We start from the raw sequence: 19,111 nt of genomic DNA, 5'->3' as shown, positions 1-19,111 counted from the left end.
GACACCACCGCCAACAACGGCCAGGGCCTCTGCGAAGCCTGCAACCACACCAAGGAAGCACCAGGCTGGTCAGCTGCAACAGCACCAAATCCCGGAGCACGCCACACCGTCCAACTCCGAACCCCAACCGGCCACACCTACCACTCCACCGCACCACCACTCCCAGGCACGCCGCCACATGCCACTGAACGCGGACTTGGGAGTGAAAGGTGGACGGCAGATGGCGGGAAGAACCGTCATATTCCGCAAAGGGCCAGGCCCGCCGGAGCTTCACCACCACTGGCGGGCAGGGCCCCGCGACTGTCGGTACAGGTGTTGGGACGCGTCGTCCCTGCAGGAGTGCCTTGACGCAACCTGTGCCATCGCGGGATCCGTGCCACCCGGACCTGGATTGCTGGGCCCCTCTCCTTAAACAGCTCCGCCCCGGAAGGAACCGATAGGTTCCCGCCGGGACGGAGCTGCCACCCGCCGTCGGACGCCTGGCTGGAGGAGGCTTCCTGCCAGGCTATCCAGAGCCGTGTTGGCGGCGTGAAATCAGGTTGGTACGGGGCTAGCTGATGGCCGACTTCATCTCGTCGACGGCCTTTTTGCCTGCCTCATCCGTGGAAAGCCGTTCAAAGAGGACCTCCGAGGTGTACCGCTTGATGATTTCCTGGATGGCGCCTGCACCCTTCGGCGGCGGGGCCGGAGCCTCACCCAGTTCGTCCTTGATCTGGTCGATGAACTTGACCACCTTTACGTCGGCCGGGGTCAGCTTGGATTCAATAGCTGCGCGGACATCCGAGTTGGGGTACACGCCGCGGTCGGCCAGGAGGGTCTCGCCGGCCTTGACGTTGTTGGTCAGGAAGTTGATGAACTTGGCGGTTTCCTCAGGGTGCTTGGTCCGTGAGGATGCGGACCAGAACTGGGATGCCTTGTACCAAAGTCCTGCATCGGCAGAGGAGCCGGTCTTGGTGGGGAACCGGAGGATCTTCAGGTCCGCGCCTGATGCCTTTTCCAGGGCGGGTGCCTGGTTGGACCACCAGAAGGCCAACCCGTTCTTACCGGTGGCCAGGCCGCTCTGGTCCAGCGGTGCGGCCTCGGCCTCCACCACCTCGGAAGCGGATGGCACTGCCTTGTTCTTGCTGAGCTCCTTCAGGAATGCCCACCACTCCGCGATGTCGCTGGGCTCGAAGCCGAGCTTGCCGTCGGAGGTGTAAAGGGACTTGCCGTTCTGGCGAAGCCAGACTCCCAGGGAGGCCTCGTCGGTGCCGTACGCGGCGGCCCCGTAGGTGCCCTTGGGCGACTTCTCGGTCACTTCGGCGGCGATGCGGCCAAAGTCTTCCCAGGTCCACTTGGAGTCATCCGGCAGCGCAACACCGGCAGCCTCGAACACCTTGGGGTTGGCCAGGATGGTGGCGGCGTTGATGCCCGCGGGGATGCCCGTCAGTCCGTCCTCGCCCTTGCCGGCGTTGAGGGCGGCTTCGTCGAGCTTGGACGTGTCGATGTCGTACTTGGACAGGTCCAGGAGGGCTCCGCGGGTGGAGTACTCGGTGATGTACTTCTCGTCCATCTGGATGATGTCCGGAGCATCATTGGCGGCGACCTGGGTGGCCAGCTTGTCCCAGTAACCGCTCCAGTCGCCGAATTCCGGCTTGATCTTGATCTTGGGGTTTTCCGCCTCGAACTGCTTGATGGCTTCCTGCGTCAGCTGGGCGCGCTTGTCGCCGCCCCACCAGGAGAAGCGGAGCTCGACTGTTCCGTCGGCGCTCTGGGGGGCGGATCCTGAGCCGCAGGCACTCAGGGCCATGACGACGGCGGCTGCCGCGGCTACGGCGCCCGTCTTGCGGAAGCGGCGGGCCGGGCGGGATGAAGGAGTCTCTGCAGGCTGCCGGGCAGCTGAGGGACGGGAGAAAAGCGGCACTGGGTGCTCCGATCTTCGTTGATCTGTGGTGCTGGGGATGTTTCGCGGTGTTGCTGACTGTTGATGCGGGAACGCTGGTGATGCGAGCGGAACGGCGATCTCGGGAGATTCGACTCATTCGAACCGAGAAAGCGCTTTCTAGTTCCAATGCTACAAGTGGACAACTTGTAGTACAAGATGTGCGGGCGACAAGTTTATCTCGATTTGGCAGCGGAGTTCCTGCAGGCAGGCGTACCGGCTTCGGACGCACGAACGGCCCGCCGCATGGGCGGGCCGTTCACGGTTTTGCTTGGGCAGGTTACTTGATGCCGGTGGTGGCGATGCCCTTGATGAGGAAGCGCTGGCCGAAGAGGAAGACCAGGAATACGGGGAGCAGGGACACGATGGACATGGCGAACAGTGAGCCCCAGCTGGTGGCGGACTGGGAGTCCACGAACGCGCGCAGTGCTACGGGAACGGTGAACATGTCGGGGTCCGTGAGGTAGATCAGGGCGCCGAAGAAGTCGTTCCAGGTCCAGATGAAGGTGAAGATGGTGGTGGTGGCCAGCGCCGGGACCATCAGCGGCAGGATGACCCGCAGGAAGATCCGGGGGTGGCCGGCGCCGTCGATGCGTGCAGCTTCATCAAGGTCCTTCGGGATGCCGCGGATGAACTGGACCATCAGGAACACGAAGAACGCGTCCGTGGCCAGCAGCTTCGGCACGATCAGGGGCCAGAAGGTGTTTACCCAGCCGATCTGGGAGAACAGGATGTACTGGGGCACGATGATGACGTGGAACGGCAGCATGATGGTCAGCAGCATGATGCCGAAGAACAGCTTCTTGCCGGTGAACTGCAGCCGCGCGAAGGCGTAGGCGGCCATCGAGCAGGAGATCAGGTTGCCCAGGATGGACCCGATCACCACGATCGCGGAGTTGATCATGTAGTGGCCGAACGGGTGGGTCAGTGCGGACCAGCCCGAGGTGTAGTTGCTCATCTCCAGGCTGTTGAGCCAGAGCCCGGGTTCGCGGAAGATCAGCTCGTTGGGCCGCAGGGATGAGACAACCATCCACAGCAGCGGGTAGATCATCAGGCCGCCGGCCAGGATCAGGATGGCGTGCTTCGTCAGCGCTTTGGTCCGCTGCGCCCGGCTGAAGGCCAGGGTGCCGCGGGACTCGCGGGGCTTGCGGTGGTTCGTAGGCTTACCGGCCCCTGCGGACTTCTTGTCCGAGGCGGGCAGCGTCTCCAGGTTAGTCGTCATAGAAAACCCAATACTTAGAAGCGATGAAGTTGATGGCGGTGAACACGCCGATGATGAGCAGCAACACCCACGCCATGGCGGACGCGTAGCCCATGTCGAACTGGCCGAAGCCCTTCTGGTACAGGTACAGCGTGAAGAACATCGTGGAGTCCGAGGGCCCGCCGTTGCCGCCGGAGACGATGAACGCCTGCGTGAACGACTGGAACGAACCGATGATCTGCAGGACCAGGTTGAAGAAGATGATCGGGCTCAGCATCGGCATCGTGATCCGCCAGAACTGCTGGAGCGTGGTGGCACCATCTACCTTGGCTGCCTCGTAATACATCACGGGAATCTGCCGCAGGCCCGCCAGGAAGATAATCATGGGCGCACCGAACGTCCAGACGTGCAGCAGGATGATGGACCCCAGCGCCGTACCCGGATCCGAGATCCAGCCCGGACCCTGGATCCCGAACATGGCCAGGACCTGGTTCACCAGGCCGGTGGTGCCAAAGATCTGCTTCCACAGGATGGCCACAGCCACCGAACCGCCCAGCAGGGACGGCAGGTAGAACACCGAGCGGTAGAACGGCAACCCGCGCAGGCCCTTGTCCAGCACCAGCGCGATCAGCAGCGCCACCGCCAGCTGCAGCGGGACACCGACGAACACGTAGGTGAACGTCACCCGCAGGGAGTTGTGCAGCCGGGCGTCACTGAGCATCCGGATGAAGTTATCCGCCCCGGTCCATTCCGGCGGCTGCAGCAGGTTGTAATCCGTGAAGGACAGGTACAGGGACATCACCATCGGGCCGATGGTGATCGCCACCAGGCCCACCAGCCACGGCAGCAGGAAAATATACGCGGCCTTATTGTCCCGGCCGTTCGCCTTCTTCTCCTCCGCGGTGACCTTGCCCTTTTTCCGGCTAAGGGAGCTCAGCTCACTGATAGCGCTCATCGCTGCTCCCCCGCTCCATGCGTCAGGCCCGGCGCAACCGGCATTCCTGCCGGGCGCGGTGCCCTGGGTATCTGCTTTGCGGCCATGTGGTCTCCTTTGGTCATCGTGGCCTCCACGTTTTGGTCATCGCCTCGGCGATGAGTGTCAGCACCCCGCGCCGTCCCGGAACCGTCATGGAAATCGGCTGGGACCGGCCGCTGGAGGTGCTGGATGAAAAAGCGGCTCCGTACCAAAGTAAACGGTTTCTTGACTCCTGTATAGCCCTTTGTTAGTTTTTGAGAAAGCGTTTTCTGTAACGGGCATCACTCAACTGTAGAACACCACCTGAGGGGCAGGACAATGAGGTTTCGTCGGAAGAAGTCTGTAATGGGGGCGGCCGCGGCAACGGCCGTACTGGCCTTGGCACTCACAGGTTGTGGCAGCAGTCCGCAGGCCGGAAAAGTCGGCACGGCGGAGGACCCCGTGACTATCCGCTTCGCCTGGTGGGGCAACGATTCCCGCGCCAAGACCACCCTGGAAGTCATCAAGGACTTCGAAGCGGCAAACCCCACCATCAAGGTGCAGGGCGAGAACACCGAGTTCAGCTCCTACTGGGACAAGATGGCCACCCAGATTGCCGGCGGCACCACGCCTGACGTCTTCGCCATGAGCGGTTCCTACCCGAGCGAGTACGCGTCGCGCGGAGTGCTGCTGGACCTGGACAAGGTCAAGGACCAGATCGATACGTCGAAGTTCGCCGACGGAACCGTGGAGTTGGGCCAGCTGGACGGCAAGCAGTACACCATCACCGCCGGCGTCAATGCCATGTCCATGGTCCTTGATCCCACGGTGTTTGAAGCTGCCGGCGTACCCCTGCCGGACGACGAGACCTGGACCTGGAACGACTACGTCGACATCGCCGCCAAAATCAGCAAGAACTCCCCTGCCGGCACGTTCGGCACCACGCCGATGTCCAACGATTCGTTCGTTGCCGTATGGGCCCGCCAAAGCGGCGAAGAGCTGTACACGGATGACGGCAAGAAGATGGGCATCAGCGAAGGAACCCTCGCCAAGTGGTTCGAGTTCAACAAGAAGCTCATGGACACCGGCGGTGCACCTTCCGCTTCACAGACCGTCGAAGACGGCTCCGCGCAGCCGGAACTGACGCTGATGGGCCAGGGCAAACAGGCCATGAAGGTGTCGTGGAGCAACCAGATGACCTCGTACTCGGGTGCGCCGCTGACCATGGTGAAGCTGCCGGGGGAAAGCAAGCAGCCGGGAACGTGGCTGCGCTCCTCCATGGAGTACGCCATCTCGTCCAAGTCCGCCCAGTCCAAGGAAGCCGCGCTCTTCATCAACTACCTGGTGAACAACATGGATGCTGCCAGCAAGATCAAGAGTGACCGCGGCATGCCCGCCAACACCGATCTCAAGGCGGGAATCACTCCCCTGCTGAAGGAAACCCAGCAGAAGGAGGCGGGATACCTTGACCGCATCGCCGAGCTGAACGTCAAGCCGCCCAAGCCGTTCCCGGCAGGCTCTTCCTCCACCCTGGAAGTTTTGAACCGTTACAACACCGATGTACTCTTCGGAAAGATTTCACCGCAGGATGCGGCGAAGGGCGTCATCAGCGAGGTCAACTCGAACCTGGGCTAGGCCCGGTACCGGCCGCGGTCAGCCCGACCGCGGCCGGTTCGTCTTCACCCAACGGCAGAACAGCAGACAGGAGGCCGGCCAGTGGCAGCCGATACAAAGGAACCAAGGCCCAGCGCCATCGCCGGCTATGAGGACTGGCCTGCCTATGTCCGCAATCATCCGCGCTACACCGCAGCAACCCCTGCCGCCCAGGGCCTGGCGGACACGCTGGGGGTCCCCGGCGCGTCCGGCCGGCCGGACGTCACGGTGCACTGGGAAGTAACGCACGACGACGTCACCACCTCCCAGCTCAGCTGGCAGTTGGGCTTCGGTCCGCGGACCACGGGCTGGCTGGCACGTCCGGCCGGAAGTACGGAGACCCTGCCCGGCGTCCTTGCCCTGCACTGCCACGGCGGCAACAAATTCGGTGGGGCGGACCGGCTGGTGGACCTTCCTGAGAGCCACCCGTCCGCTGCCGCCGCCCGTGCAGGCCACTACGACGGCCGGGCCCTCGCCTCCGAAACCGCCCGCCAGGGGTTCGCCGTCCTGGCCCATGACTCTTTCGCCTGGGGCAGCCGCCGCTTCGACCTTTCAACGCCTCCGTGGCGCACCGCCTCCGCGCTGGAGGCGCGGCGGGCGCAATGGCGGCAGGACGGCGTCGTACCTTCCGAAGCGGACCGCTACAACGCGGCAGCCGGCTTCCATGAGGACACCGTTGCCAAGACCGCCGGGCTGCTGGGCACCAGCCTTGCCGGCATGGTGGCCCACGACGACCTTGCAGCCCTCGACATCCTCGCCCACCTGCCGGGGGTCGACGCGGACCGCCTGGGTTGCGTCGGCTTTTCCGGCGGCGGCGGCCGGTCCCTTGCCCTTGCGGCCCTGAGTCCCCGCATCCGCGCCTCCGTGGTCACGTGCATGATGATCACCTTCGAATCCCTGCTGCCTGCCTACCTGGATGCCCACTCCTGGCTGCTGCAGACTCCCGGCCTGTGGAAGCTGGGCGACTGGCCGGAACTCACCGGCCGCTCCGCCGCCCGGTTCCTGGTGCAGTACGCGCTGGCCGACGAACTCTTCCCGGAGGACGGCATGCGCCAGGCCCACCGGATCCTGGAAGCCCTGCACGGCGGCGGCCGTTACACCGGGAGTTTCTGGCCCGGCGGGCACGTCTTCACTGCGGCCATGCAGGATGAGGCCATCGGCTTCCTGGCCGCGTCCCTTGCCCTTGCAGCGTCACCCGCCTCCTAACCACCCCTACCCCAAGGACCCTTTGATGATTTCGCACTCCGCCACAGCGGAACCGGGCAGCCGCCCCGAGGAGAGTGCCGCCGCCGGCACCGCAGTCCCCCGCATTGCCCTGGTGGGCGTCCACGGCTTCGGCGAACGCCACCTCGCGAACCTGGCCCGGCTGGAGGAGGCCGGGGTGCTGGAGCTCGTGGCCGTTGCCGATCCCAACCCTCCGGCGCCCGGCCGGCTCAAAGATTCGGTGGCCGTCTTCCCGGACCTCAACAGCCTCCTTGCAGCGCAGACAGTTGCCGAAGCGCGCGCGGACATTGCCATCTTGGCCACCCCCATCCAGACCCACGCCCCGCTGGCCAGTGCAGCCCTGGCAGCCGGGCTGGATGTGTACGTGGAGAAGCCTCCGGTAGCGTCCCTGGCCCAGTTCAACGACGTCCTGGCCGCGGCAGAGGCCTCGGGCCGGCTGGTCCAGGTGGGCTTCCAGAGCCTGGGTTCGCATGCCCTCCCGGCCATCAGGAACCTCGTGGAGTCGGGCGCCATCGGCGAGGTGCTGGGCCTGAGCGCCAGCGGCCAGTGGGTACGGACCAAGGCGTACTTCAAGCGGTCCCGGTGGGCCGGCAAGCGCAGCCTGGACGGCATCGACGTGGTGGACGGCGTAGGCACCAACGCCCTGGCCCACGCCGTAGCCACCGCCCTGCACATGGCGGGAGCGCACACGTTGGCCGATGTGGCTGCCGTGGAAACAGACCTCTACCGCGCGCACGAAACCGAGAGCGACGATACGTCGGTGATCCGTGTCCGGACCGCCCACGGCACCACGCTGCTGTGCACCCTGACCCTGTGCGCGCCTGAGCAGGTGAACCCGTCCGTCACCGTCCACGGCACCCGCGGTGAGATCACCTTCTTCTACACGGAGGACGAGGTAGTGCTCAGCACGCCCGACGGCGAGCGCCGGGAGACGTACGGCCGCACGGACCTGCTGGAAAACCTGCTTGAGGCCCGTTCCAACGGAGCCCCGCTCCTGTCCGCAATAGCTGACACGGGCGCCTTCACTTCGGTCCTCGAAGCCATCCGCACGTCACCTGCCCCGGAGCCGATTGGTTCCGCGCACATCGCCTGGGAGGGCGACGGCGACGACGCCCACCCCGTGGTGCACGGCATCGTGGAACACTTTGACCGCGCCGCCAAGGCCCAGGCCACCTTCGCCGAACTCGGCGTTCCCTGGGCGCGGCAGCTTCCGCCCGTCCGGACCCTGGCCGTGGACGGGCACCCCGTGGCGGACTACCAGGACGGCAGCCACATCCGCGCTGTGTCCTCGCCGCGCCCCTACCTGCACCCTGTCCGCACCCTGGCCGGGACCGTGGTCACGGACCACCAGCCGTTGGACCACGTGTGGCACCTCGGCGCCGGCGTGGCCCTGCAGGATGTGGACGGCGTCAACTTCTGGGGTGGCCGCACTTACACCCGGGAAGCCGGGCAGTACGTCTGGCGGCCAGACCACGGGAGCATCGCCGTCACCGGCATGGACTCGGAGGCAACAAACGCGGTTACCGGCGGCGCCGAGGGCCGGCTTGAGGAACGCCTGAGCTGGAACGGGCCCGACGGCGGCCCGGTCCTCGTGGAGGAACGCCGCTGGAGCTGGTCCGGCGTCAGTGCGTCGGTATGGCGCCTGTCCCTCGAGTTCGGTCTTTCCCCTGCCGGGGACCAGCCGGTCAGCCTGGGCAGCCCCGGTTCCAACGGCCGCTTCGAGGGCGGGTACGGCGGATTCTTCTGGCGGCTCCCGGAATGCGATGGCGCAAGGGTGTGGTCACCGGCCGGAACCGGTGAAGCAGGGGTCCACGGCACGGCATCGAGGTGGCTTGCCTGGACGGGCACGTTCGGTGCCGGAACAGACCGGACCGGCGACGCCACGCTCGTGTTCGTGGCCCCCGAATCCTCCACCGATCCCTGGTTTGTCCGGGTGGACGGCTACCCCGGAGTGGGCCAGTCCCTCGCCTGGGACTCGCCTGTTATCGCAGAACCCGGCAGCCCCGTGCGCCGGAGCATTTCCGTCCTGGTGGCCGACGGCTCCCTGGGCACAACTGACATCGAAGCACTGATCACTCAACAGGGGGACCTCTCATGACCCAGACAACAGCTGCACCGCCGCAGGCTGTCCGCACCGCCCCGGCTTCGGTCCTGGACCGCGCAGTGAAGCGCCGGCGGGTGCTGGACATCCTGGATGCCTCGGGCAAGGACGCCCTGCTCCTCACCACCCACACGGCCCTGACCTGGTACCTGGACGGCAGCCGGGTGCACATCAGCCTCGCCGGCGATCCCATCGCCGCGCTGCTGGTGGACCGCTCCGGCGACCACCTGGTGACGTTCAACAACGAAGCCGGGCGCATCGCCGCTGAGGAACTGCCTGAAGGCGTGGCCCTCCACAGCGTGCCCTGGTACGGGAACCTCCACCAGGCCGCGGCGGCCGTCGGAAGCGTCCCCGGCGGATCCCTCCTGGCCGAGGCAGACGCCGCCACCGAGTTGCGGGCAGCGCGCCAACAACTCCTCCCGGCCGAGAGCGCCCGCTACGCCCGGCTGAGCGCCGACGTCGCCGCCATCATGACCGATGTCCTGTCCACGGCACGCCCGGAGACCACGGAGTTCGAGCTGGCGTCGGCGCTGGCCGCCCGCGTGGTGGCAGCGGGCGCTGAGCCTCTGGTCCTGCTGTGCAACGGCAGCGGCCGCAGCGAGTTCCGGCACCCGCTGGCCACGCACGCGCCGCTGGGCCGCCGCGCCATGGCGGTCATCTGCGCCCGCCGTGACGGCCTGGTTGCCAACATCACCCGCTGGGTGAGGTTCGACGCCGGCACCCCCGAGGAGCGCGACGCCGAGTCCCGCATCGCGGCAGTTGAGGCCGACATTTTCGACGCGACGGTTCCCGGCGCCCGGCTGGACCGCATCTTCACCGAGATCCAGGCGGCCTATACCCGGCACGGTTTCGGCGCCGACCAGTGGGAACAGCACCACCAGGGCGGTCCCGCCGGCTACGCGGGCCGGGATCCCCGGGTCACGGCCGCAGCTACGGACACCGTGGTTCCCGGCCAGGCATTCACGTGGAACCCGTCCGGCCCGGGAGTCAAGATCGAGGACACGGTCCAGCTCACGGAGAACGGGCTCCAGGTGCTGACCGTCGATCCCCGCTGGCCCGCCACCACCGTGAACGGGCTGGACCGCCCCGCAACGCTTCAGCTGTAGGAAGCACAAAGAACCCCCGGAGCCGAATGGCTCCGGGGGTTCTCTGTTGGCGGTTACGGAAGCTGCAGTTCGCCGTCCACGCGGCGCGGAATGCCCAACGGGTTGTCCTCGCGCAGGGCGGGGTGGAGCACCGTTTCAGGGGCGTCCTGGTAGGCGACCGGGCGCTGGAAGCGGCGGACCGCCGTCGCGCCCACCGAGGTGAACAGGGACGTGGTGGCCGGGTACGGGCCGCCGTGCTGCTGCGCCCAGTTGACGGCAACACCAGTGGGCCAGCCTTCGAACAGGACCCGGCCGGCGAGCCCGGACAGCTGCTCCACCAGCGCCTCAATTTCCTCGCCGGGCTGTGCGTGAAGGGTAGCGGTCAGGCTGCCCGGGACCTTGGCCAGAACCGCCGAGAGTTCTTCCTGGTCCGTGTACTCGATCAGCATGGTGGTGGGGCCGAAGCACTCCTCCAGCAGCTGCTCCGGGCGTTCCAGCACTTTGGCGGCAGTGGTGGAGAAGACCACCGGCGCCGCACCGTTCGCCGCAGCGTCCTGGTCCACGGTGCCGCCCACCACGTCAACGCCTTCCACTGACGCGAAGCTGCGCAGGCCATCCGGGTAGGCCTCGGCGATGCGGCTGGTGAGCATGCCGTGGGCCGGCTTGTCCTTGCTGGCCTCTGCCACGTCCGCGACGAAGGACGTTCCGGCAGGGATGAACACCAGGCCCGGCTTGGTGCAGAACTGTCCGGCGCCCAGGGTGAAGGAGCCCGCCAGCCCGGTGGCGAGTTCGCTGGATCGTTCCTTCAGCGCGGCGGCCGTGATGACCACCGGGTTGAGGCTGCCCAGCTCGCCGTAGAAGGGAATGGGCTCCGGCCGGGATGTGGCAAGGTCGAACAGTGCCCGGCCGCCGGGGATGGAACCGGTGAAGCCGACGGCTTTGATGGCCGGGTCCTGAACCAGGGCCGTTCCCGCTTCCCGGCCGCTGACCAAAGCGAAAAGTCCTTCCGGGGCGCCGGCGCCACGGAGGGCGTCTGCAACGATCTCCGCTGTCCGCTCGGACAGCCGTACGTGGCCGGAGTGCGCCTTGACGATGACGGAGCAGCCCACAGCCAGGGCCGAGGCGGTATCGCCGCCGGCAACGGAGAAGGCGAACGGGAAGTTCGACGCCGAGAACACGGCCACCGGGCCGATGGGCTTCAGGATGCGGCGGAGGTCCGGCTTCGGCGGGGTGGAGGACGGGTCCGCGTGGTCGATGATCGCTTCGAGGTAGGAGCCCTCGGTGATGACGCGGGCGAACAGGCGCAGCTGGCCGGTGGTGCGGGCCACCTCACCGGTCAGCCGGGCAGAACCGAGGCTGGTCTCGGAATCGGCGATCTCCACCAGTTCCGCGGCGTTCGCGTCCAGGGCGTCGGCCACCGCATTCAGCCAGCCGGCCCGCTCGGCGTCGGAAGCCGCTGCCGACGTGCGGGCGGCGTCGGTGGCCGCCGCGGTCAGCTCGGACAGGGAAAGCGTTGCAGTTGTCACGTCAGGTACCTGTTCTGTTTGAGTACGTTCTTCGTTACAGTGCGTGGTTGCCGTGCATGCTCACACGGCATCCCGGAACCGGAAGCCCAGTCCGGGCCGGTCCGCCAGGGTGACCCGGCTGTTGCTGAACCGGACCGGAGACGGCCCGTCCAGGATGCCCAGCTGTTCGAAGGACGCCTCTTCAACGTCCTCCACCAGCGTGGGCTCCGCCAGGGTCAGCGCCAGCTGCCCGGACAGCTCCGGCAGCAGGTGCGGCATCACCTTGATGCTGTTGGTCCGTGCCAGCTCCACGATCCGCCGGAACGGGGTGATCCCGCCAACCCGGATGATGTTCGGCTGGATGATGTCCACCGCCTCCGCCTCAATGAAATCGCGGAACCGGTAGATGGTGTGCAGGTTTTCGCCGAGGGCGATGGGCACCGGTGAGTGCTTACGGAGCCTGCGGTAGGCCCAGAGGTCGTCCGCCCGGAGCGGTTCCTCCAGCCAGTCCAGCCCGTATTCGGACAACACCTCCAGGGCCCGGAACGTGGTGGGCAGGTCCCAGCGCTGGTTGGCATCGATCATGAGCCGGCGGTCCGGTCCAAGAACGGAGCGGACGGCGGCGACGCGCTCAGCATCTTCGCGTAGGTCCGGTTTGCCCACTTTGATCTTGACCGCCTGGTGCCCGGCGGCTACCCAGCGTTCGGTCTGGGCCACCAGTTCCTCGAGGGTGTAGTGCAGGTTCACCCCTGATCCGTAGACCTCGGCGGACTCCTGCCGCTGGCCGATCAGCCCGGTAACCGACGTCCCGGCGTTGCGCGCCTGCAGGTCCCACAGGGCGAGGTCCAGCCCGGCCATCGCTATGGTGGTCAGTCCCCCGCCGCCGGCCTCGTGCAACCGCTTCCACACCGCGTCCCACACCGTTTCCGGGTTGGCGGGCAGGCCGGTGACGAACGGGGCGATGTCATAGTCCAGCAGCGCTTTGACCGCCTGCGGGCCGATGGTGGGGGTCCAGGAAAAACCGAGCCCCGCGCCGCCGTCGTCCGTGTGGATCTCCGCGGCGATCACGTGGTTCTCCGGCGCCTCCGCACCCCAGTGCCGGCGGAGCGGGACAGTCAGGAGCCGGGTGGTCATCCCGGTGATCCGGGGAACGGTGCGGACGGCAACGGCTGCGGGGGCACTCATCAGCCGGCCAACTCGTAGCCCCTGGCCAGGATGGCCTTGAGCTCCACCAGCTGTTCCTCGGTGGGGTCCACCAGCGGCGGACGGACCGGGCCCACGGGCAGGCCGCCCAGGCGCAGGCCCGCCTTGATCAGCGAGACGCCGAAACCGGGAGTCTGGTCCCGCAACCGGACCAGGGGCGCGTAGAAGCCTTCGAGCAGTGCGTTGCGCCGGTCCTCGTCACCGGAGACGTAGGCGTCGTAGTAGGCCTTGGCGATCTCCGGCGCCATGGCGAATGCGGCCGAGGAGTACAGCGGAATGCCCAGGCCGCGGTAGGCGCCCTGCGTGAGCTCGGCGGTGAGCAGGCCGTTGAAGAAGGCGAAGTCCTCGCGTCCGGTGGCCCTGACGGCGGAGACGATCTCCTGTGCCAGGCCAACATCGCCCAGTCCGTCCTTGAAGCCGACCACCTTGGGGTTGGCCGCCAGGCGCGCCATGGAGGCGGCAGTGAACTTGGCGTTGCCGCGGTGGTAGACGATCACCGGCAGGCTGCTGGCGTCAGCAACAGCCTCGATGTACGCCACCAGGCCGTCGGTGGGACCGGTAACCAGATAGGGCGGCAGGACCAGGAGGGCGTCGGCTCCTGCTTCCTCGGCTGCCTTGGCGGCGGCGAGGGCGTGGCCCAGCGGCCCGCCTGCACCGGCAACCACCGGAACCTTGCCTGCCACGACCTCGACGGCGGCCGTCACCACAGTGCGGACCTCATCGATGCTGAGGGCGTGGAATTCGCCGGTGCCGCAGGCAGGGAAGACGCCGCCGGGGCCGAACGGGAGCCGGGAGGCGATGTGTTCCTTGAGCAGGTCCACGTCAACGGCGCCTTCGGCCGTGAACGGAGTGACGGGGAAGAAGAGTACGCCGTCGAATTTCATGATGTCTCCTTGGTTCCGCTGCCGGCGGTCACCAGCGCGGAGGTCTCGTCGTTGAGGGTTTGGTGGGACTTGAGTTCGGTGCGCCAGCTGCGCTTGGGCTGCCAGCCCAGCAGTTCCTGCGCCTTGGCGATGGAGAAAGCGGGGCTGGTGCCGGTGAGGCCGCCGCTGATGGCGTCGCTGCCGGGCAGGAACCTGGGCATGAGTTCTGCCAAAGGTGCGGTGGCCAGGGCATCGGCTGCGCCCACAAAGAAGGTCTCGCCGTTGGGGATGGACTCCATCCTGTCCAGCAGCAGGTCCAGGAACTCCGCTACGTCACGGGCGTCCACGTAGTTGAACAGGGCCGGCGCAGACAGGGCGGGATCGGCAAGCCGCTCGGCGAGGGTGTGGCCCTGCTGGGTGGGCGCGCCTTCCCATTCCTCGGGGGAAATCACGAAGCAGGGGCGGAACGCCGCGTAGCGGATCTTGTCGCCCTGGGCGGCGGCGAACATCTGCACCGTCTGCTCAGCGATGAGCTTGGACAGGGCATAAGCGTTCCAGGGCTTGGGCGGCGTGCGCTCATCCAGCGGGAACGACGGCGGGAGCCAGCCCGCCGGCGACCCGTAGCCGAGCACCGTAGGGCTGCTGGCGGTGATGATTTTCGGCACGCCCAGCTCCGTCGCCGCACTGATGACGGCGAAGGCGAGCCGCGTGTTCGTGGCGAAGATGACGTCCTCGGGGGCACTGAACGGGACGGCGATCGCGGCGAGGTGGATGACGGCGTCGGGCCTGGCGTCCCGGAGGAGGCGAAGGGCCTCCCCCGGTGCCAGCAGGTCCGCGGTTGCCTGTTCGACGCCCGCCGGCAGCAGCTCGGCCGGCAGGGCGTCACGGTCCACCGAGATGACGTGGTGGCCGGCTTCGGCGAGCCCCGCCACCACACTGCGTCCCAGCCGGCCGGAGCCGCCGGTGACAAAGATCCTGCTCATGGCTGTTCCTTACTTGCTGCGGCGAAGGTCGACGCCGAGGTCCAGGTCCTCGATGCGCACGGGCAGTGATGATTCGAGCGAGCGGTTGCCGGCGATGCCGACGGAGACCGAGCGGAGGCCGTCCAGGTAGCCGGAGGGCCGGCCCAGCGGATCCTCGCCGGGGCCGTTGAAGAGGTCGGAGAGCAGGAGGGCGTCGCCGCCGCCATGGCCGCCCTCGCCGTTGACGATGGGCACCTCGTAGGCGGGCTCCCAGTGGCGCTGGACCACCAGGCGTTCACCGTTGCGGCGGACGGCGTCCTCTTCCTCGACGGGCGTGGCGCTGGGATCCACAACGGTCTTCTTGTCCGTGCTGTGCAGGACAGCGGCGCGTTCAACCACCTCGAGTTCGGCGCGGCCTTCGGTGCCGTTGACCGCCACACGGTAGCCCTCCCAGGGGCTGTGGGCGTTCAGGGAGTAGCTCAGGCGGGGACCGCCCTGGTATTCCACCACCAGTGCCAGGTTGTCTTCAATGGTGATGCCGCCGGTGAAGACGTCCTGGTCGCGGCGGTAGCCGTCATAGTGCTCGTTGTCCAGGAAGAGGGCCTTGAGCCGCTCATCTTCGCGCAGGTCGAGGGCAAACGGATCGCGTTCGCCGGCGGGGGTGTCCGCCGCCGGGGTGCCGCGCTCGGGACGGGCTCCCAGTCCCCGCTCAGCCGCGTTGGTGTCGCCATAGAACTTCAGGCCGCCGGACGCGAAGACGCGCTCGGGGACGTCGTCGATCCACCAGTTGACCAGGTCGAAGTGGTGGGAGGCCTTGTGTATGAGCAGGCCGCCCGAGTTCTTCTTTTCCCGGTGCCAGCGGCGGAAGTAGTCGGCGCCGTGGACGGTGTCCAGGACCCAGCTGAAGTCGATGGAGGTGACCTTGCCGATCACGCCGCTCTGGATGATTTCCTTCAGGGCGCTGTTCCGGGGCGAGTAGCGGTAGTTGAAGGTGACCACCACGTTGCGGCCGGTCTCCTGAACGGCCTGGGTGATGCGGCGGCAGCCTTCGGCGTCGATGGTGAGTGGTTTCTCGACGACGACGTCGGCGCCGGCGCGCAGCCCCTCGACAATGAAGTCGGCGTGCGTGTAGTCCGGCGTGGTGACCACTACGCGGTCAATGTTGTTGGCCTGGACGAACGCCGTCAGGTCCTTGGGGTCGAATGAGGCGATGGGCCCCGGCGCGCCGAGTTCCTGGATCAGCTTCTGGTAGAACTCCACCCGGCCGGGGTTGACGTCGGAGAACGCAACGAGCTCCGCGGTGTCAGCGTGCTTGCCGAAAATGGCGCGGATGTACATCTCGGAGCGTCCGCCGGTGCCGATCAGGGCGAAGCGGGCCTTGCCGCCGTTTCCGTGGTGTGCTCCGGTGGCCACTGCTGGACTCGATTCGGCTGTGTTGACCATGGGGGTCCCTTTCGAAGACTGGTGCCCGGCCTGCTAGGTGATCCGGGGAGGTGGCGCCGGTGCACTGCAGCACCGCTGAGAAAGCGTTTTCTCGGTTCGCTATATGATTTGTATCAACAGCAACCTGCTTCCGTCAACCATTATGGGCATTGGGAGAAAGCGTTTTCTACCGGCAGGACGTACGGAGATCCCGGAAAAGCGGGAAAAGCGTGGGAAAACACGGGAAAACAATAGAAATCGCTTTCCCATCGCGTTATATGCTGTCTCTCAACACATCGCCATCAGGCGGCCGGAAGCTGCTGCAGCGCTGGCAATCCGGCCGTGGACCCGAAGTCCGTGGCGCTAGGAAAGGTTCCCTATGGTCAGGAAATCGGCAACCGGCCGAATCGGCATCGCGGATGTCGCCGTGAAGGCGGGCGTCTCGCACGCCACGGTTTCCCGCGTCATGAACGGCAACTACACGGTGGACCCGGAGATCGCATCCCGCGTCCGCGCTGCGGCGGCCGAGCTGAAGTATCAGCCAAACCCCGTGGGGCGCAGCCTGGCGCTGGGCAAGACCGACACCATCGGGATTGTGGTGCCGGACCTGGCCAACCCCACCTTCCAGGCCATCCTGCGCGGACTGAGCCGCGCGGCCGCCCAGGATGGCTACCGCGTACTGATCGCCGACTCCTTCGAGGTCTCAAGCGAGGAGGCCATCCTCGCCGGTGAAGCACGCCGCCGCTGCGACGGCCTCGTCCTGTGCGCGCCCCGCATGACGGACGCCGAACTGGAAGAGATTGCGCCGTCCCTGCACCCGCTCGTACTGATCAACCGCACCACCGCCACCGCGGGCGTCCCCAGCCTGGTGGTGGACTACGGGCAGGGCGTCCAGGACCTCGCCGAACACCTGGTGGAACTTGGCCACTCCCGGCTGGCCTTCCTGGCCGGGCCGCCGCGCAGCGCCTCCAACGGCATGCGCCTGCAGGGCCTGGAAACGTTCAAGGCCGCCCACCCGCACGTGGACGTCACCATGCTTGAAGGCGGCTCGGACTTCGACACCGGCCACGAGGCAGTGGATGCGGTGCTGGAATCGGGCGCCACGGGCATCCTGGCCTTCAACGACCTTGTGGCCATGGGGCTCATGAGCGGCCTGCACGAACGCGGCATCGATGTCCCCGGCGACATGTCCGTCACCGGTTTCGATGACATTCCCTTTGCCAAGTACACGACGCCGGCCCTCACCACCGCCGCGGTGCCCATCACTGAGCTGGGCGAGCAGGCGTGGCGCCAGCTCCGGGCCCTCATCCGCAAGGAGGAGAACGACGCCCCGGGCAGCAGGTACCAGCCACGGCTTGAGGTCCGCAGCAGCAGCGGACCTGCCAGGGCAGCGCGGACCGCAGTCCACGGCTAACCCCATCGCGGACCGCAGTCCACGGCTAACCCCCTTAAGAGTTTTTGGACAGATACGAGGACTTCAGGGGCGCTTAGCCCCTGATATCTGTCCAAAAACTCCACGGTCAAGGGCGGTTGGCGCGGAGCATCACGAGCCCAGCCCGGCTTCCTGGTAGAACCCTTCGATATGGGCAGCCACCAGCCGCGCCGCTGTCCCGCCGTCGCCCGCCCTGATGGCGGCAAGGATGTCCCGGTGCTCCGTCCGCAGGCGGCATGACGTAGCTTCCCAGTCCGGCAGGTTGGCGGTGAGATCCGCCGCGTACCCCTGAATCGATTCACGCAGCGAACCCATCATGGCGCTAACCACGGCGTTTCCCGCGGCATCGGCAAGCGCCAGGTGGAACCGTACGTCGAGGGCCAGGAAATCACTGACAGGAAGGCCTTCCTCCGCCATGGCCTCCACCAGCGCGGCCGCCTCATCCAGCACCGGAGCGTCCGGGAGCGCCTTGGCGGCCGCCCAGGACTCCAGCAGCACCCGCGTCTCCACGATGTCCGCCACCGGCAGGTGACGCGTTGCCACATGCAGCCGCAGCGCGGAGCCGAGGGCCGCTGCGGGGTCCGAAATCACCACAGTGCCCGCCTCCGGACCCGATCCCACACCGGCCCGCACCACACCCATGGCCTCCAGGACCCGGATGGCTTCACGCACCGACGTCCGCGAAACCGTCAGCTGCTCGGCGAGGCTGCGCTCGGCCGGCAGCCTGCCGCCCACGGCCAGCCTGCCGGCTGAGAGTTCGTTCTCGATCCACTGCAGGACCAACTGGTGGGTGCGCATGGATGAATAGTACTTGATGTGGTTGGACCACACCGTCTAGAGTGTGGTTAGACCACAGGAGGACGCAATGACCCACACCATCCAGCCCAACAATCCGGAGGCGGCTCCCGCGCCCGGTGCCATGGACATTCCCGCAGCCCAGGCACCGGCCGGAGCTCCGGCGTCGTCCGCCCCTGCCGGTTCCGCGCCCGCTGCCCTGCCTGCGGCCCTCAAGCGCCGCATTCCCAAATACTCGGACCTGGCCCCGCTCATGCAGTTCAAGAAGCCGGACTTCAGCAGGGACGCCCGGCTCAAGCGGGCCAGCACCGTCTGGGAACTCCGGGACATTGCCAAGCGCCGCACCCCGCAAGCGCCCTTCGACTACACCGACGGCGCAGCCGAAGGGGAAATCACCCTCCGCCGCGCACGCCAGGCCTTCCTAAACATCGAGTTCCGGCCGGGCATCCTGCGGAACGTGTCCGCCATCGACCTCAGCACGGACATCCTGGGCAAGCCCTCACGGCTGCCCGTGGGCATCGCCCCCACCGGCTTCACGCGGATGATGCAGTCCGAGGGTGAGTACGCCGGTTCCCAGGCCGCCGAGGCTGCAGGCATCCCGTACACGCTGTCCACCATGGGCACGGCGTCCATCGAGGACGTGGCCGCTGCAGCGCCGAACGGCCGCAACTGGTTTCAGCTCTACCTGTGGACGGACCGGGACCGCTCGCTGGAGCTCATTGAACGCGCCGCGAAGGCCGGCAACGACACGCTCATGGTCACCGTGGACACGGCCGTGGCGGGCGCCCG

15 protein-coding genes and 1 pseudogene are annotated in these 19,111 nt (G+C 67.0%); 7 read left to right on the top strand and 9 right to left on the bottom strand.

The window, feature by feature from the left end; genetic code table 11:
• Window positions 1-348, top strand: a pseudogene (locus UC32_RS21035) (HNH endonuclease); the annotation flags it as partial.
• Between the two features lie 202 nt (window positions 349-550).
• Here the strand turns inward: UC32_RS21035 and UC32_RS19680 are convergent.
• The 3 genes from UC32_RS19680 to UC32_RS19670 all read right to left on the bottom strand — a co-directional run bounded on the left by UC32_RS19680 (window position 551) and on the right by UC32_RS19670 (window position 4,077).
• Window positions 551-1,903, bottom strand: coding sequence for an ABC transporter substrate-binding protein (locus UC32_RS19680; protein ID WP_045732864.1), 1,353 nt, complete (start codon window positions 1,901-1,903; stop codon window positions 551-553).
• 298 nt (window positions 1,904-2,201) lie between these two features.
• The gene (locus UC32_RS19675; protein ID WP_015938286.1) at window positions 2,202-3,143 is read right to left on the bottom strand and encodes a carbohydrate ABC transporter permease; all 942 of its coding nucleotides are present in this window, start codon (window positions 3,141-3,143) and stop codon (window positions 2,202-2,204) included.
• Window positions 3,133-4,077, bottom strand: coding sequence for a carbohydrate ABC transporter permease (locus UC32_RS19670; RefSeq protein ID WP_045732863.1), 945 nt, complete (start codon window positions 4,075-4,077; stop codon window positions 3,133-3,135). Before UC32_RS19670 ends, UC32_RS19675 begins: the two co-directional genes overlap by 11 nt.
• 339 nt (window positions 4,078-4,416) lie before the next feature.
• On the opposite strand from UC32_RS19670, the gene UC32_RS19665 reads away from it, so the two are divergent.
• From UC32_RS19665 to UC32_RS19650, 4 genes are all read left to right on the top strand, one after another.
• Window positions 4,417-5,712 (top strand): ABC transporter substrate-binding protein, encoded by a 1,296-nt coding sequence (locus UC32_RS19665; RefSeq protein WP_200896422.1) that lies wholly within the window; start codon window positions 4,417-4,419, stop codon window positions 5,710-5,712.
• Between the two features lie 81 nt (window positions 5,713-5,793).
• Entirely contained in the window at window positions 5,794-6,936 is a 1,143-nt protein-coding gene (locus UC32_RS19660; RefSeq protein WP_045732861.1) for an acetylxylan esterase, read from the top strand.
• Window positions 6,937-6,961: 25 nt separating this feature from the next.
• A complete protein-coding gene (locus tag UC32_RS19655) occupies window positions 6,962-9,052 on the top strand; it encodes a DUF6807 family protein (RefSeq protein WP_045732860.1) in 2,091 nt (696 codons plus the stop codon).
• A complete protein-coding gene (locus UC32_RS19650; RefSeq protein WP_045732859.1) occupies window positions 9,049-10,161 on the top strand; it encodes a M24 family metallopeptidase in 1,113 nt (370 codons plus the stop codon). Before UC32_RS19655 ends, UC32_RS19650 begins: the two co-directional genes overlap by 4 nt.
• Before the next feature lie 53 nt (window positions 10,162-10,214).
• On the opposite strand, the gene UC32_RS19645 is transcribed toward UC32_RS19650, so the two are convergent.
• The 5 genes from UC32_RS19645 to UC32_RS19625 are packed head-to-tail and all read right to left on the bottom strand — an operon-like array spanning window position 10,215 to window position 16,116.
• Entirely contained in the window at window positions 10,215-11,666 is a 1,452-nt protein-coding gene (locus tag UC32_RS19645; protein ID WP_045732858.1) for an aldehyde dehydrogenase (NADP(+)), read from the bottom strand.
• Window positions 11,667-11,726: 60 nt separating this feature from the next.
• Window positions 11,727-12,830 (bottom strand): mandelate racemase/muconate lactonizing enzyme family protein, encoded by a 1,104-nt coding sequence (locus UC32_RS19640; RefSeq protein ID WP_045732857.1) that lies wholly within the window; start codon window positions 12,828-12,830, stop codon window positions 11,727-11,729.
• A complete protein-coding gene (locus UC32_RS19635; protein WP_045732856.1) occupies window positions 12,830-13,732 on the bottom strand; it encodes a 5-dehydro-4-deoxyglucarate dehydratase in 903 nt (300 codons plus the stop codon). The genes UC32_RS19640 and UC32_RS19635 overlap by 1 nt, the downstream gene beginning before the upstream one ends.
• A complete protein-coding gene (locus UC32_RS19630) occupies window positions 13,729-14,694 on the bottom strand; it encodes an NAD-dependent epimerase/dehydratase family protein (protein ID WP_045732855.1) in 966 nt (321 codons plus the stop codon). Before UC32_RS19630 ends, UC32_RS19635 begins: the two co-directional genes overlap by 4 nt.
• A gap of 9 nt (window positions 14,695-14,703) precedes the next feature.
• Window positions 14,704-16,116 (bottom strand): Gfo/Idh/MocA family protein, encoded by a 1,413-nt coding sequence (locus UC32_RS19625; RefSeq protein ID WP_045732854.1) that lies wholly within the window; start codon window positions 16,114-16,116, stop codon window positions 14,704-14,706.
• Window positions 16,117-16,474: 358 nt separating this feature from the next.
• Between UC32_RS19625 and UC32_RS19620 the strand changes: the two genes are divergently transcribed.
• Entirely contained in the window at window positions 16,475-17,509 is a 1,035-nt protein-coding gene (locus UC32_RS19620) for a LacI family DNA-binding transcriptional regulator (RefSeq protein WP_015938297.1), read from the top strand.
• Window positions 17,510-17,638: 129 nt separating this feature from the next.
• Here UC32_RS19620 and UC32_RS19615 read toward each other — a convergent pair whose 3' ends face one another.
• A complete protein-coding gene (locus tag UC32_RS19615; RefSeq protein ID WP_045732853.1) occupies window positions 17,639-18,325 on the bottom strand; it encodes a FadR/GntR family transcriptional regulator in 687 nt (228 codons plus the stop codon).
• A gap of 67 nt (window positions 18,326-18,392) precedes the next feature.
• Between UC32_RS19615 and UC32_RS19610 the strand changes: the two genes are divergently transcribed.
• On the top strand, window positions 18,393-19,111 hold a 719-nt coding region (locus UC32_RS19610; RefSeq protein ID WP_045732852.1), incomplete at its 3' end, for an alpha-hydroxy acid oxidase.

The sequence above is a fragment of the Pseudarthrobacter chlorophenolicus genome, assembly GCF_000962805.1.
GTDB lineage: Bacteria > Actinomycetota > Actinomycetes > Actinomycetales > Micrococcaceae > Arthrobacter > Arthrobacter chlorophenolicus_A.
Note: the sequence above shows the minus strand (reverse complement) of the source record. Positions and strands in the feature narration are given on the sequence as shown.

Coding starts and splice junctions, on each gene's coding strand:
- UC32_RS19665 (WP_200896422.1), top strand. CDS start 4,417: ATGAGGTTTCGTCGGAAGAAGTCTGTAATGGGGGCGGCCGCGGCAACG.
- UC32_RS19650 (WP_045732859.1), top strand. CDS start 9,049: ATGACCCAGACAACAGCTGCACCGCCGCAGGCTGTCCGCACCGCCCCG.
- UC32_RS19630 (WP_045732855.1), bottom strand. CDS start 14,694: ATGAGCAGGATCTTTGTCACCGGCGGCTCCGGCCGGCTGGGACGCAGT.
- UC32_RS19640 (WP_045732857.1), bottom strand. CDS start 12,830: ATGAGTGCCCCCGCAGCCGTTGCCGTCCGCACCGTTCCCCGGATCACC.
- UC32_RS19655 (WP_045732860.1), top strand. CDS start 6,962: ATGATTTCGCACTCCGCCACAGCGGAACCGGGCAGCCGCCCCGAGGAG.
- UC32_RS19615 (WP_045732853.1), bottom strand. CDS start 18,325: ATGCGCACCCACCAGTTGGTCCTGCAGTGGATCGAGAACGAACTCTCA.
- UC32_RS19620 (WP_015938297.1), top strand. CDS start 16,475: ATGGTCAGGAAATCGGCAACCGGCCGAATCGGCATCGCGGATGTCGCC.
- UC32_RS19625 (WP_045732854.1), bottom strand. CDS start 16,116: ATGGTCAACACAGCCGAATCGAGTCCAGCAGTGGCCACCGGAGCACAC.
- UC32_RS19635 (WP_045732856.1), bottom strand. CDS start 13,732: ATGAAATTCGACGGCGTACTCTTCTTCCCCGTCACTCCGTTCACGGCC.
- UC32_RS19670 (WP_045732863.1), bottom strand. CDS start 4,077: ATGAGCGCTATCAGTGAGCTGAGCTCCCTTAGCCGGAAAAAGGGCAAG.
- UC32_RS19675 (WP_015938286.1), bottom strand. CDS start 3,143: ATGACGACTAACCTGGAGACGCTGCCCGCCTCGGACAAGAAGTCCGCA.